General features: G+C 41.4%; 12 protein-coding genes. 7 read left to right on the forward strand and 5 right to left on the reverse strand.

The features are described from left to right. Positions 1-219: 219 nt before the first annotated feature. From CEW91_RS06750 to CEW91_RS06765, 4 genes are read left to right on the forward strand one after another with little or no spacing between them, the layout of a single operon-like run. On the forward strand, positions 220-1,386 hold the full coding sequence (locus CEW91_RS06750; RefSeq protein ID WP_088768250.1) for a tyrosine-type recombinase/integrase: 1,167 nt from the start codon (positions 220-222) through the stop codon (positions 1,384-1,386). Continuing rightward, a complete protein-coding gene (locus CEW91_RS06755; RefSeq protein WP_088768251.1) occupies positions 1,383-2,981 on the forward strand; it encodes a phage integrase SAM-like domain-containing protein in 1,599 nt (532 codons plus the stop codon). The genes CEW91_RS06750 and CEW91_RS06755 overlap by 4 nt, the downstream gene beginning before the upstream one ends. Further along, positions 2,978-4,852: a tyrosine-type recombinase/integrase gene (locus CEW91_RS06760; protein ID WP_088768252.1), complete on the forward strand. Its 1,875-nt coding sequence runs from the start codon at positions 2,978-2,980 to the stop codon at positions 4,850-4,852. The genes CEW91_RS06755 and CEW91_RS06760 overlap by 4 nt, the downstream gene beginning before the upstream one ends. Next, positions 4,845-5,240 (forward strand): TetR family transcriptional regulator, encoded by a 396-nt coding sequence (locus CEW91_RS06765; RefSeq protein WP_088768253.1) that lies wholly within the window; start codon positions 4,845-4,847, stop codon positions 5,238-5,240. The genes CEW91_RS06760 and CEW91_RS06765 overlap by 8 nt, the downstream gene beginning before the upstream one ends. Here the strand turns inward: CEW91_RS06765 and CEW91_RS06770 are convergent. Together CEW91_RS06770 and CEW91_RS06775 are read right to left on the reverse strand one after the other, a co-directional pair. Continuing rightward, entirely contained in the window at positions 5,237-6,085 is an 849-nt protein-coding gene (locus CEW91_RS06770) for a hypothetical protein (protein ID WP_157776074.1), read from the reverse strand. The genes CEW91_RS06765 and CEW91_RS06770 overlap by 4 nt on opposite strands. Positions 6,086-6,530: 445 nt before the next feature. Then, positions 6,531-6,761 carry a hypothetical protein gene (locus tag CEW91_RS06775; RefSeq protein ID WP_088768255.1) on the reverse strand — a complete coding sequence of 77 codons (231 nt, stop codon included), beginning with the start codon at positions 6,759-6,761 and terminating at the stop codon, positions 6,531-6,533. Positions 6,762-6,985: 224 nt separating this feature from the next. On the opposite strand from CEW91_RS06775, the gene gapS1 reads away from it, so the two are divergent. The 3 genes from gapS1 to CEW91_RS06790 all read left to right on the forward strand — a co-directional run bounded on the left by gapS1 (position 6,986) and on the right by CEW91_RS06790 (position 10,616). Next, positions 6,986-8,617 (forward strand): GapS1 family protein, encoded by a 1,632-nt coding sequence (gapS1, locus tag CEW91_RS06780; RefSeq protein ID WP_420038559.1) that lies wholly within the window; start codon positions 6,986-6,988, stop codon positions 8,615-8,617. A 383-nt stretch (positions 8,618-9,000) separates the two neighbouring features. Beyond that, a complete protein-coding gene (locus CEW91_RS06785) occupies positions 9,001-9,366 on the forward strand; it encodes a hypothetical protein (RefSeq protein WP_088768257.1) in 366 nt (121 codons plus the stop codon). An 86-nt stretch (positions 9,367-9,452) separates the two neighbouring features. Further along, positions 9,453-10,616: an AlbA family DNA-binding domain-containing protein gene (locus tag CEW91_RS06790; protein ID WP_088768258.1), complete on the forward strand. Its 1,164-nt coding sequence runs from the start codon at positions 9,453-9,455 to the stop codon at positions 10,614-10,616. A 96-nt stretch (positions 10,617-10,712) separates the two neighbouring features. Here the strand turns inward: CEW91_RS06790 and CEW91_RS06795 are convergent, their stop codons facing one another. The 3 genes from CEW91_RS06795 to CEW91_RS06810 form a co-directional block, all read right to left on the reverse strand. After that, complete coding sequence (locus CEW91_RS06795) at positions 10,713-11,456, reverse strand: GNAT family N-acetyltransferase (RefSeq protein WP_088768259.1); 744 nt, start codon at positions 11,454-11,456, stop codon at positions 10,713-10,715. 40 nt (positions 11,457-11,496) lie between these two features. Then, entirely contained in the window at positions 11,497-12,639 is a 1,143-nt protein-coding gene (locus CEW91_RS06800; RefSeq protein ID WP_088768260.1) for a hypothetical protein, read from the reverse strand. A gap of 442 nt (positions 12,640-13,081) precedes the next feature. Continuing rightward, positions 13,082-13,510, reverse strand: a complete 429-nt coding sequence (locus CEW91_RS06810; protein WP_088768262.1) for a hypothetical protein — start codon at positions 13,508-13,510, stop codon at positions 13,082-13,084. Positions 13,511-14,011 lie beyond the last annotated feature (501 nt).

A 14,011-nucleotide genomic window follows, 5' to 3' on the forward strand; every position in this document is an offset into this window, starting at 1 on the left:
TCGTGCCGCTCGCCTATCATTTACGTCAGCAAATAATAAAGAATACTCGACATGCAAAGCTTTATTCTGAGTGATTGTTACTAGCGCTTGATCAAGAACTCCCTTTGTCTTCGACGGTAATTTTAACAACTCTTTCTTTTGATATTTTTTATGATATGTAGCTGTTAATTCCTTACTATCAATGTATAGTTGAATTATATACTTAACTATACGTTCTTTATGAGATTAATTAAGGCAACAACAGACTTCCGACTACACGGGCACTCCTACGAAGACTTCCCTTTGATTGTTGACTCTGAAATGAATCTGGTGAGAGAAGCTCATCAGTTTTTAATCTACTTTTGCATTACGAGAGGAAGGGTCGAAAGTAAAAATACATGGTGGCGGTACGGACAGGATCTCTATGACTACTTTGGTTACCTGGAAGGAAGCGGCTTAGATTGGCGTTCACGATTAGCTACTTCTCAGCACTCGGTAATTGCTGCTTATCGAGACTGGTCGGTAAGCCTCGGACTATCGTCTAAAACTATCAATGGACGTTTAAGAACTATTATTCAATTTTATCAGTTTGCTTATAGAAAGCACTGGGTTGAGTGTGTGCCTTATGACATTGAAACGGTTGTTATTAATAAGCAAAAAGGTTTTTGGGCTCATACCGATAAGTCAGGTAATCAGAAGAGCACTGCCAATGTGATGCTGAAAGAGAAAGTAGCTGCTTTGCAGATTTTGACGAAACAAGAAGTCAAGACTTTAATGAATCACCCTTGTTTTATCTCTCAGCATTTAATTTATAGGTTAGCCCTTCAAACCGGAATGCGTAAAGAAGAGCTGCTCACTTTTCCGGATAGCTATATTCAAGACCCAAAGGCAAAGCGTGGCAAGGCGATAGTGCCCGTGGTTCTGCGCTCTAAAGACATGGTAGTTAAAAGTGGCCAAGGCGGTACAAAAGGCAATAAAGAGCGCACCATACATATCCCGATAGGTTTGTATGAGCAACTTTGGCAATACAAGCTTCATGAGCGAAATCATCTGCTTATGATAAATGAAGTCAGCGACCAGAAGGCTTTACTATTGAACCGGTTTGGTCAACCGTATTCGGTTAAAGGCACAATACTTAATAACGAATTGAAAAAGATTGTTGGGCGGAAAGAGGTTAGCTTGCACAAGCTACGTCACACCTACGCTACGTTTAAGCTGTATGGATTAGGAAACAACCCGAATTATCGTGGAGACCCGCTGGTTTATGTTCAAGACCGCTTAGGGCACTCAAGTATTATCACCACCCAAGTTTATCTGCATTACCTTGAAGATCTAGAAGGTGACTTGATGACTGAATATGAGCAGGATATTGACCTAATCTGTGAAGAAGCGAAGGCTTTAGCATGAAAAAGCGCAAAAACTTTAAACAAGCCCTATCAGCACCGGTCAAAGACCAAGATGGTGTATTGATGACGATGCCTATTTTAAAGTCCGGTATCCCTGAAAATAAAGTCCTATCCTTGCCGAAAAATTATAGTTCTCTTAGAAGTTACGACTTTACCAAGTACTATGGGCGAGGCTTTGACGCCATTACCAACGCCATGCAGCAAACCATTGACATCATGTTGTCTGAGTCAGTCGTAGAGCCGAGCACGATATCAGGTTATTGCAGAAGTGGATTCAAATACTTTGCCGACTATTTAAAGATTTATACTCAGGCACTAGGTCGGGATTTAACACTGTCAGATGTGAACGTTGAGTTGATTGAGTGTTACATTCAACATATGAAGTTGCATACCCCTAACAGTGTGAGTGCTAGAACCCAATACACCCACATAAAATCTATTTTAGTCAAAATGCAGCAAATAGGGTGGCTTGAACGTTTCGATTTCCCCAAAAACCCCTTTCCGAACTCCAATCGAAAGAAAAAGGGACAACCTGCTTTTTCTAAAGCTGAGCGTAAACGTTTGGTTCACGCGCTTCGCGTCGATGTGAACCATATCCTTGAAAAAAGTCAGCCACTGACGAGTTATGAGCTAACCATTTTTATAATGGCAATTGCGCTTCGCAGCGGAATGAACACCACCCCGCTTTTGGAGATGACCACCGACTCAATCCAAGCACATCCACTCAAGGATAACCGCAAACTACTGGTTCTTTATAAGCGTCGTGGAAATGCGACTCACATCCAGAGTATTCGTCGCTCATCTAGTGTAGAGAACGTGCAAACGGTTCTGGCAGATGTTGCGGTTATGGTTCAGCATATTATTGAAATGAACCAATCGGTGCGAGTGCAAAGCGGTACGGATTTAGTGTTTACTTATCGTCCAGACGCGAACAGTAATTATGTTGAAATCACCACTTTAGAAGCTACTAGACTATCTCATAATATCCTAAAGTGGGTCAAAAAAAAGGGACTTAAAAACGACAATGGAGACCCACTGAAAGTCAATGTTTCACGCTTTAGAAAGACCTTTGAAAACCGAATATGGGAGCTCTCCGGTGGTGACCCTTTTGTGACCGCCGCACTGTCTAACCATACAGTTAAAGTGTCGCAAACCCACTATCTCAAAGCCCCAAAAGAAGCAGAAAAAAACTTCAACTATATGGGCAAGGTGCGTACCGAAGAGTTACTTATTAATGTTGAGGTTGTTGAAAACAACACGCCCGTGTCCAAATGCTCAGACTCCTCAAAGCGTTTAGACGAGCATGGAAAAAAAATCTACTGCACCAACTTTCTCAGCTGTGTTCGCTGTCGAAATATGGTGGTAACAAAAGAAGACTTATATCGCCTGTTCTCGTTCTACTGGTTAATTGTGCATGAGCGTGACCAAGTTGGAGCGAAGCGTTGGAGTCGATATTTTGCGCATATAATTCGTATCATTGACAGAGACATTGCCTCCCAGTTTGATGAAGTGTATGTGCAAACCATCAAAGCTGAAGCACACGTCAATCCTCATTCGGCATGGAAGCATCGCAGTCAGTTAGAGGAGGTCGCATGAGCCAAGTCCTGGCTATCAGTGCTATCGATTATTGTCGACCTAAAAAATTGCATGAAATGGATAATGCCCAGCTTCTGGCCTTGCCTGTATCGTCTTACCAGCTTCCCGATGGGACGTATCAGGTTATCAGTCAATATCGAGATAATACCTGGCGGTTAGAAGATGGGCGCTTTCCATCGAATGTAAAAGATTGCCGAAAAAAACTCCGTTTCTATACCCTACCGAGTCAGTTTGTCGATGCAGTAAAATTCGCCCTAAAGCACTATGATATTAAGCACAGCCCATCAGGGTTTACTTTGTGTAATGCTTTCATATTTTTAGAACCCTTTCTGAATTATTTATCCATCATTAATGTGAAAAGCACCGCAGCGATAACCGCTCTGCATTGTGCAAACTATGTTCATCAATGCAAGCAAACCATCTCTAAAAAGACCCAAAAGCCTCTGTCTAAAAGTGCACTAATGCAGAGGTTTTCAGCGGTTGAACGTCTTTATCACAATCTCAATGGCACGCAATGGGCATTTGAGCACCCCTGGGTTGATAGTTCAGCAGGTTACCTCGCCGGCACAATGGGGCAAGGTAAGCGAATTGCCAAAACCAAAATCATACCTGATGGTGAGCTAAAGGTTTTAATTAACCATTGCAATAAGGTTTTAAATCAGGCGAGTGACCTGATAAAGCTTCAAGCAGAAATAGCGCGCGAAAGAGGTGTGTTGGTTAAGACCATTAATTCGGAAACGAGTATAATGAATGCCATCAGCAATCGTTTTCTCAAACCCAAAGGCTACACCGGGCTGAGAGAATTTAACAGCTCACACGAAAGTATTCCCGATGCAACAGCCATCATTATTCTGACATTCAGTGGTATTCGCGCTCACGAACTATGCGCTATTGAAACCGATGCGTATCGAATTGAAGATAATGACGAGGATATCTATTATTGGTTGAAGTCCCACTCCAGAAAAACCGGTGAAGGCTATACCGAGTGGCTGGTGCCGGAGATTGTGATCAAAGCGATTGAAGTACAAAAGGCCTATGTCAAACCATTTCAGGAGCGGTTATTACACGAGCAATCGACATTATTAAAAGAAGACCCGCATGACCCACGTGGATTAAAAATTGAACGGTTCAAACATCATCTTTTTTTAACTAGTTCACCGAGCCAGGGCAACCAGGTGAATGTGATTACTGGCAGTGCTCTTTATAAGCGTTTAAAAGCTCTTGGTAATGTATTAAAAGTGAAGGGATTGACCGCTCACCGCTTTAGACGCACCTTTGCTGTCTATGTGGCCCGATCGGCTTATGGGGACTTACGCTACCTTAAGCAACATTTTAAGCATTGGGGAATGGATATGACCTTACTCTATTCTGCAAATAATAGCCAAGACGAAGAGCTCTATGATGAGATTGCGATACAGATAAAAAATTACAAAGTCGCTCGCGTTGAAGAATTTTTAGATGAGGATACGATCATTACAGGCGGGCTTGCTAATAAGCTCATTTCATATCGTTCAAGCAATGAAGCGGTGAAAACCTTTGATAGCCGTGCAAAAATGGCAGAGCATATTTCAGATACCGTTCATTTACGTTCAACGGGACATTCGTGGTGTACATCTGATAACGCAGGATGCGGTGGCCGGTCGTTAATAGAGGGAACTGCCTGTGTCGATTGTTCGGAGTCCATTATTGAGAAAAATCGCCATGGTGCGTATTTCAAAGGTGTCTACATGCAACAAATAGAGCTAAGGCAGATAGATGATATAGGTGAGGCAGGAAAACAACGTGTAGAGCGAGACATTGAGCGTTGTGAACGTGTGTTAAAGGATATTGGTCTGTGGGATGAAGTGAAAAAGGTATTGTCTAATGGTTAGTTCAACCGAAAAAGAACTCCAGAACGCTCTAAAGCGCCTCAAACATGGCAGACCTAAGGTGGTCGATAAAAAACGCAAAATTAGCATCTCTGCGCTTGCAGAAGAAGCAGGCGTCTCGGACTCTGCTATTCATAACCGTTATCCAGAAATAGCAGCAAAGGTACGCGAAATCACCGGTAAAGCGCATAAGGTTCAACGGGATGAAAAAAATGAAAAGCTAAAGTCTGAGAAAACGAAGAACAGAGAGCTTAGAGAATACATAGAGCAGCTTGAATCAGACATATGTAAATTGACTTCTATTAACGCCACGCTGAATAATGAAAATGCTCAGTTAAAAGCTGAATTGAGAAGCGGTAACGTTGTAAAAATTGGCAACGGAGTAAGTTAAATTATTTTGTCTATTTGCTGATTAAAGCCGCCGTCATCTGTTTTAAGCGCCAAGTTAAATACGACCTGACTGATGATTGATTGTGGCATATTATAATTGCGACTAAACGCTTTTACATCCCAACCGTTTGCAAGCGCTCGTTCGTATTGTTTTTGGATATTCCCAACAATTGTATTTGCAGCATGAATTCGGGTTACACCAGATCGCAGATAGAATGCAGCAGCATCCTTTGCCGCGCGCCATATGAAATTATAGACTTGAGCGACTGAAAATTTTTCGAGAGCACTATTCAAAACTAACTTCGTCTTCTCCCCCACTTTAAAGCTTAGATAATGCTCTTCTATAACGTGGTCTAGATATTCCAAGCATTCTAGTAGACAAAGCTCTTGGCAGATTTCTTTTACTGACTCGTACTCGCTGTCTATGTATTCCATTTCCTCAAACTTTTTCTCAATCCTAGTTATAACCTTTGAGAGTGAATCATCATCTTTGAGCGGTACTTCCCATGCGACTTGATCGAGGTAAAATTCGAGCCCTCCATCTTCATTTAGCTCTAATGCATCTAAAGGCGAAAGAGGGCTAATAGCTATAACTCCTTCTCGATACAGGTGCTTGACTATTTTGATGTCGAAATCAAATTGAGGACTAAGTAAGCCCTTTTGACGAACGCTGAGGGGACTAATCTCTGTTAAGTTTTCATTTGCTGAATATCTGACTAAAGCCAAGAAAAAAGTAGCACTCATAAATCCGATTTCATCAGTATTTAGCGGATTTAATAAGGCTGTTTTAAGAGATCTCCCAAGCAGTTCACGTTTCTTTTCATCTAATGAAAGTTCTCTTTCCACACTACAGTAACTGCATTCCCAACTGAGATTAGGTTTACTTGCTTGATACTCACTTCGGGATGCAAACTTCCTTGGTTTTTTGCATACGCAGCATAGAGTTTTGGGTGAGTACGTTACACAGGAACTTTTGACTATCTTTGTTATATCTGATTGTTTGACTCCGAACATTTTGGCTACTTCAGAAACTTTGAGCAAAAATTTACCCTCGTCGGTAACCTCCCAGTAAAGTCTGCATAGCTCTTCATGGTTAGAGTCGTAAATGTCTAAGTGAAGGTGCTCCATGTCGCTTCCAAGGTAATTTAACAATGTTTTAGCTGGACCTCGTCAGGCTTTGAGCTATGAAAACTAGATTACCGTGTAATGCCAACAAATCCAACAGCCGCTTTCGGGCGTTGCTGAACTTCGGTTTCGTGCCAACAGCGGACGTTAACGTTTGAACCATGCATCAGAGCTTATTCCATTCGTTTGACTCAGGAAGTTTATCAAGCGCTTTTTTACTGGCGAAGAAACGAGTAAGTCCGCAGTCGACACACACAACCACTCTGAACTTGGCGCTCGAAAGAAAAGAGCCCAGTCCTGGCAGATAGTTGGGGGCATAGCCGCCTCCAGACGAGATATCCTTGCTGAGGTACAAGTTTGAGCGTCCACATTCCGGACAAGTAGAATCATTACTCATGAATACTCCTCGATGGTAAAACGTGATATTCGTCAACACTTTCCCTGCGTCAGACCTACCATAGCAATCTTTAACCTAGTATGCGATTTAGTAAATCGAACTTCTGCTCCTCGCTCAAAGCGGACAGACTTTAAAACGTTTCCTGACTGAAGTTTGTTTGCTTGGCTCTGGGTTTTATAGCAATCTAGAAGTCATAAAAATCAGTTAGGACTTAGACGGCACCCATGAGCTTCACGAATAAAGTCAATGCGATAAAGCGTAGGCTATCAAAATTTACTAGGTCCTCTCTCATCGAAAATTTAATGAAGAGGTTGCACTCGCCAGATTCATCATTTGTAGAGGAAGCGAGCCTCCCTTGGTTAAGCTGTATCATGCTGGAGTTCATATTAGAAGTAGATGAAGCGCGAGGCGCCCGAAACGCAGACTCCAGGAAGGTATCAGAGTTGCTAAACGACTTATGGGAGCTTCAAAATGAGGCTCTCCAATTTCAAGATGATAAAAACATACTGCTCACAATGCGTCCTTTCATGATTCAGCAATTGCGGTTTCAATCAGGTCAGGTTACTCACCTCTATTTTCTATCTCGAATGCGACTTATCTTAATGGATTACAACACAAGTCCGAAACCGATTCAGGCTTTCGAAAAAAATACAGGTATAAAGCTTAAGGATTTCTTCACGCTCTCCCTATTTTTCGCTGTAATTTTCAGCAACATTTTAGAAAAAAAACAAAGCAAAATTACGTATGAGTTCATTTTAACTAAGCTTTACCCAAGCTATAGCTTGGATACCCTTGCTAGATTTCTAAGTATGGTGGGAGGTGATTTTGAGACATTGTCAAAAATAGTGAGGTCTAGAAAAGCACATGCTGGGCCTGCGCGCCCCGAAAGGTATTTCTCGGAGTCATTACTTTTTGATAAGCCGCTTTTACTACTTCCGTCAGGAATATCAACAACTCATTCCTACATTGCATGTATTGGTTTATGTGAGTTTGTCCTGCGAACTTTAAAGAGTTGTGATAACAGCGGTAATGTCTTTAGAAAACCGTTTAGTATGGCGTTTGAAAAGTACATCAACCAACTGTTTATTGAATACGACCTTAACGTAGTTCCAGAGCACGTATTGAAAGGTAAGTATGACGAGGATATGAAAAACAATAAAGTCGTTGATTTTTTTTACAGTACTGATGATAAAAATCTATTCGTCGACGCAAAGTCCGTTGAACCCAAACAAGAAGTTTTATCGACACAAGAGCCTAGGCGCATAAAGGAGAGGCTAAGAGATCACCTGATAGGGGCTTTAGTTCAAGCTCAAGTTTGTGCCTCTACTCTAGAGCAGTCAGGCTACGAAAACATAGTTTCAAGGTCACGTCGCTACATACTAGTTATCAGCCATCAAGACTTTTTTGTTGGAAGCGGTCTACGTCTTCGCAACTTACTTGGAAATGATTATGGACCGACAATTGATGAAGCGATCGGCGATGAATTTGAATTAGAGAATGTGTTCTATATTGCTATAGCAGAGTTTGAAGGTCTCATGAAATTGTTGCAAAACAGTCAAAAGACAATTTTCGACTTTTTAGATTTTTGCAAAGAGCGTGAGGCTGAGCAGTTTTTATTCGATATGAGGCAGTATATCAGTGAGTTTGGGCAAGTACTGGAACTAGAAAATCCCTCGCCGATAGGTAGCGAACAAGTACAAGAGTCGTTTGATTTTACATATGAAGACCTAAAATCAGTTTGGAAATACAGCTCTGACTACTGGCGTAAGAAGGGAAAGGTAGATCCTTTACTAGCAACAAACGAATTCATTAGTGTAAGCAGATATTTTAGAAATGTACTTTTGATGTCCAAATGACATGAAAAATAATAAGGTATAAAACTAAACTTTGATTACTCTTAAGCTGATGTATCAAATAACATTTAGCATGAAGTGGGCAGTCTGCTATGAGCGAGGATCGGACCGTAGGATTTTTGACTAACTGAACTGGCTACTCGCCTTCCTGTCATTAGTAAGTGCGGGCGCGAATCAACCACGAAACAATTATCCTATCCCTGCGTTATTGTACGTTTTGTTATTGAGCTGTGTATTTAAGTAGTTTACTGTCAATGACATAACGAAAACAAAAGTTAGCTCAGTTGGTTAGCGAGCCGGGTAATTCATAACAAATCAAGGCACTGGAACACAGCAAGCTGTACCTCTGTTTCAGACGTTAGGCATATCAAACGAGGGAATCATAGATGGCAAAAGTTGGTTGGAACGATTTTGTCGGAAAACACTCAAAGAGAATTACTTTCATAGCTAGGGTTTCGGCTAGCCTCCCGAAAGGTCAAGAGCTTGATAAAAATGGTAGAAAGCTTCCTACACCATACGCCCTATTTGTTGAGTGGTGCAAAGCCTATCTGACCGGAGAGTGGGCAGCAACGAAGGTTAGTGGTGGGTTTTTATTAAGCGTTTCTACAAATGAAGACGCTAAAGCCATACAGGATGAATTTAAAATAATTGGGGAAGCTAAGCGCACTCCAGCAGGGAAAAGTACTTACCCAATTGGGTATAGAGATTCACAATATGGAGCCCTTGCAGGTGACCTAGGGTATGTCTTGTGAGCATGCCTAACAAAGTCATTACATTCATTCCCTTCGGTCACCGGACCTCGTTTCGCTCGGCCGTTTATGGCGGGCGTTAGAAGTATATGAACACTGAAGAACTTATTGACAGCCTTCTATATGAAGAAGAAAGCACCACTCTTGATTTCAAGTCTGAGCAATATAAGTTTGTGAAGGCTCAGGACTCGGAAAAGGCTGAATTCCTAAAAGATATTGTTGCGTTCGCAAATGCCTGGAGGCGTTCAGATGCGTATATACTTATCGGAGTCAAAGAGATAAAAGGAGGAAAATCTTTAGTTGAGGGGATTTCTGATGATCTTGATGATGCTCAATTGCAGCAGTTTGTTCAGTCAAAAATCAATAAGCCAGTACATTTTTCCTACCTAACCACAGAAGTGGAAGGTAAGAAAGTAGCCCTCATTACGATACCCGTTCAAGGCAGGCCAATTTTTCTTAAAAAGGATTTTTCTAGTCTCAAGGCTAACACTGTTTATGTCAGGAGGGGATCATCCACTTCGATTGCACTTCCAGACGAAATAGCAAGTATGGGCTCAAGCGACAATAGTGAGGTAAAAAAATCACCGAAACTAGAGGCTTTTATTGTTAGTGGTGAGCATGATGAAATACAACTAGATAGTATCGAACAGTCAGTAATACTTGCAAACATTCCAGGAAAAGACGAGTTTCCGAAATATGGAGAGCCCGCTTATCCAACCCAATTTCGCCCACTTGCGATAACGTCTTCTCTTTTAGGAGGTAAAAACAAAGGGTATTACTCTGAATTCGCAGAGTACTTCAGGCAGATGCAATCGTTTTTTGCCCTAAAAATCGGGGTGAAAAATGACGGGAATTTGGTTGCTCGAGATGTAAGAGTAGTAGTGGACTTCCAAGGATTACCAGAAGGCAGTGCTGTTTTTCATGAGCGTCAATTACCGGATCGCCCAAAAGCAGAAACTGACATTCCATATTTACATAATTTAAATATGTCGCCTGCCATTTATTATTTAAGCATAAAGACTATCCCTGAAGGTTATCGTGCCAATTTTGACTTTGGGAAGCTGCAGTCTAAAGATTCTCTAGTATGCTCTGAACATCTATGCCTTAAGATCTCGCGGTCATGCCAAATATCAGCAAGTGTAACTATATATTCTGATGATCTTGAAATTCCTGAAAAGTTGAATTTGATGATTAATGTTAATGCTGAAGCGAAGAACTACTCAGTTAGTGAACTAATGGAGTTGGCCGAGTGATTTCTAACAAGGCGCTTAGCTTAGGTTTTCGGGTCTCTGCTGTTCGCTCATTGCTGACCTTCGGCTTTGTGCCAAGAAGGGACGTTAGCACAGCATTCAGCGGCTTTTCCGCTGCAATGATTTGTAATGCACCTTGTCTATGTAAAAGGCGCCTGAGTTATAGGTAATCCCTACTGCCCTTGCTTCGGAGTACTTGGCTTTATCAAAATAAAGAGGCTCACTATCTACGCATATTTTAATCACCGCATCGCCGTTATAGTTTCCACTCCCCACATAGGCTGCCACGCGATTTCGAAGGTGTATAGTGCCCTGGTGATCTAGCACAGCGGTTCGGGAATATAACTTTATCGGTAACGTTTCTGTAATCCATTTTACTTGTTCTGGATAAAACATTATCTCTACGTCTACGGGTGAACCGTCGGCAGGAACATCCAAGGATTTTTCAAAAACAAATGACGCCTTGTTTTCATTGTGGAATTCGAAGCCCATTTTTTCCCAAAAAGGAATAGACGATTCGGGGTTACACTCGATGGAAACAGCCACTTTGCCATTGCTGATAGCACATTGCATTGCATATTCTACAAGCCCTTTTCCAATCCCCTTCTTTCTAAAGTCTTCACGAACCTCGAGTATGCCAAAATTTCCCCATATATAGGCAACCGGCTCATCCTCGATAGTGGCGACGAAGAGCTGATGGTCGTCATGAACTTGCTGCGTTAATTCCCAATTGCATAAAAATGAGCCATGCACATCCCGGTGGGCGTGCTCTAAAAGCCATGAATATATTGCTTCCAAATCATGTTCAGTCGCCAATCTAAATGATAAACCTGACTCTCTCATTTTCCAGCCTCAATGGTTCTAAGTTTCATTGCATAACCTCTCAATCATCCGACACGGTATCGTTTAACTGCATTGGGTTGTTAGCTTCATTCATTAATGTTTTTACGAAAGACTTTGCGCCACCAAAACTGAAGGTAATGTTTCTATTACCGAAAAACTTTTTCCAATGACTCTCTAATTCCTCTCTTTCTTCTGATTCACGGTAGTCAACAATGTGAATCTTTGCGTTTTTCCTTGTCATCCTTGACAGAAGCTGTCGCATTTCAAAGTCCGCGTAAGGCAGTGAATAACCGATAAAAACTATCTCATCAGCTTCAGAAAGCTCTATACCAGCATTTTGCCAAATAATTCGATATTGAGGATTAGATAAATCCTTTAAATATGTAGGCATTATCAAGTTGGCAGCTAGGGTATGGTTGCCTCCTTCTTCTGGAAAGTTTCTATCGCAATGTCGGCATGAAGTTGGGTTATCATAATTTATCATTGCCTCCTTGCTTGAGAACTTTGAATAAAGCCTAGAGCATCGAGGACATTGCAACCAATTCAGTGAACCATGCAGCTTTAGCAATTTAACATTAAATCCTCCTTGCCCCAGTTTTTCTAACCCTGGCTTTACCGTACCATCATTCTCATCTTTCGAGCTTATGTAACAACAGTAATCGACTACGCCGTCATATTCCGGGTTACTCTGAAGAGTCTTATAAATTGAATTATCAAGAAGAATGTCCCAATTAGTACTTATCACACTTACTGGATCTTTTCTTCTATAGTTAACGTCTGCGCGCACTGAAGATTTCTTGGTTAAGAATTCGGCAAATTCATTTATATAATCTTTCGATTTATCAGTTTTATTCAATAATATTTGAATCGTCTTTCCAACAACATAGAAAACCGATTCACGGACTTTCATTATTTTATCTAAACCAATTCCTCTGAATTGAGAGCTTTCACCTAAGCACCTATCTAAAGGGGTAAAAATATCTTCCAAATCTACGCTAGCGAATTTATCTTCGGATATATTAAGCTGCTCCTTGAGGAAGCCGGTAAATTCCGAGAATTTAGCATCATCATAGTAATTTCGATGTTCCTGACGCAGCTTAAAGGCTTCACGGATAATTTCAGCTTGAGTAGGACCGCCTGCATCAATCGAAAACCCCGCACCTAAGACATATACAGTTTTCATAATTTCCCTTAACGCTATCTACAGTAGAGAGCCAACGCTCAGCCAGCAAATGGGGCGCAGCGAAATTTCTCCGCTGCAGCAGCTTGTTGGCGACGCCCACTTATCTTGCTTAACTATCACTATTCGCGTCCCTACCTTCGGGCACTACACCCCCCAAAAAAAATCAACGACTGTGCCAGGAAAAAGAACCCTGAGGCTATTGTTAGCTTTGTTCCTGCCTAAGTCGCGTTGCGGCATGAAAATCTCTACCTGTTCCCGAATTTTGGGCTGAATCCCAGACAATACATACTCAATGAAATCCTCTAACACTGAAATGTCTTGAGACACTTTGTGAATACCGGATGATTCAATTTATACATTCACAGACTGCGCCCACATTGAACGGTACTCCCTGAAAACAGGGACCTTACCGTTGAAGAAGACTTCATTGAATGGTTAGGCCTTACTTTTTCACGAAGCCCAAGTGTAGGGCTTTTGTTTCCTCAACAACAAGCTGTAGACATTCGGATAGTTCATCTTCAAGGTAGAAAAACTCGCCATGCTTCTCCTGAACGACTTCTTTGTTGTATTCAGAGCCTGTTACGATGATGAGAGACTCATGCGCCACATGGTTCCTTTGCGCTCTGAGCTTGTTCAAGCGCTTCAGGAGTTCTTTGTTGCCGTTTAGCTTGCCGAAAACATTTAACAGCCTTTCGAGGGGAAAGTTCTCAACGTCTGATATCGAATAATCAAAGTGCATACGACCATTCAGAGATAAGTCGATAAACTCATAGGCTCGCCCTATATAGAGCTTAAGCGTCAGCTCCAGTAACTGGAAATTACTGAGAATACGCAATGTCATTTCTTTGTATGATTCGCGCACATCAATCATTTCGGTTCCTAAGAGTGTATTGTACCGATCGTGTGAGATCAGCTCCCTTGCAAGCTACATTACCTTGTAAGGTCAGAAAATCCAATGTCCTCTTTTGGCACATAGCAGGCTTTCGACTTTCATTAGATGCGTACATTTGATCTGTAATCCTCGGTTCCAACTGAACTCTTACAACACGATATCTAGCAAGTCGGTGGCGACTCAGTCGAGCGGAAATTAAGTTAATGAAGAAGCAAAAAAATAGAGGTTCTTAAAGTCATGAAAAAACAAGTAAAGTCTTACTTTAATCAGAAGTCAAATATTTCAATGACTTACATAAAAGTAAGTCTTACAATGATTGTATAATTTGTGCGGACATGTCCGCATAAAAAAGGTTGATGCTCTTAAGTCAATAAGCTAAGTTAATAGCATAATCACAAAAGACGCTCGGGCTGTCGCAATCACCACAAGGAGAAACAAATACTAAAAAACGCCCGAACCTTCCAAATAATATCGTTAAGA

Origin of the sequence: Idiomarina piscisalsi (assembly GCF_002211765.1) — a bacterium.
GTDB lineage: Bacteria > Pseudomonadota > Gammaproteobacteria > Enterobacterales > Alteromonadaceae > Idiomarina > Idiomarina piscisalsi_A.

What these genes read in the sequence shown, in the direction of transcription:
- CEW91_RS06790 (WP_088768258.1), top strand. Translation starts at nt 9,453, where the DNA reads ATGAACACTGAAGAACTTATTGACAGCCTTCTATATGAAGAAGAAAGC.
- CEW91_RS06765 (WP_088768253.1), top strand. Translation starts at nt 4,845, where the DNA reads ATGGTTAGTTCAACCGAAAAAGAACTCCAGAACGCTCTAAAGCGCCTC.
- CEW91_RS06785 (WP_088768257.1), top strand. Translation starts at nt 9,001, where the DNA reads ATGGCAAAAGTTGGTTGGAACGATTTTGTCGGAAAACACTCAAAGAGA.
- CEW91_RS06810 (WP_088768262.1), bottom strand. Translation starts at nt 13,510, where the DNA reads ATGATTGATGTGCGCGAATCATACAAAGAAATGACATTGCGTATTCTC.
- CEW91_RS06750 (WP_088768250.1), top strand. Translation starts at nt 220, where the DNA reads ATGAGATTAATTAAGGCAACAACAGACTTCCGACTACACGGGCACTCC.
- CEW91_RS06760 (WP_088768252.1), top strand. Translation starts at nt 2,978, where the DNA reads ATGAGCCAAGTCCTGGCTATCAGTGCTATCGATTATTGTCGACCTAAA.
- CEW91_RS06795 (WP_088768259.1), bottom strand. Translation starts at nt 11,456, where the DNA reads ATGAGAGAGTCAGGTTTATCATTTAGATTGGCGACTGAACATGATTTG.
- CEW91_RS06800 (WP_088768260.1), bottom strand. Translation starts at nt 12,639, where the DNA reads ATGAAAACTGTATATGTCTTAGGTGCGGGGTTTTCGATTGATGCAGGC.
- CEW91_RS06755 (WP_088768251.1), top strand. Translation starts at nt 1,383, where the DNA reads ATGAAAAAGCGCAAAAACTTTAAACAAGCCCTATCAGCACCGGTCAAA.
- CEW91_RS06775 (WP_088768255.1), bottom strand. Translation starts at nt 6,761, where the DNA reads ATGAGTAATGATTCTACTTGTCCGGAATGTGGACGCTCAAACTTGTAC.
- gapS1 (WP_420038559.1), top strand. Translation starts at nt 6,986, where the DNA reads ATGAGCTTCACGAATAAAGTCAATGCGATAAAGCGTAGGCTATCAAAA.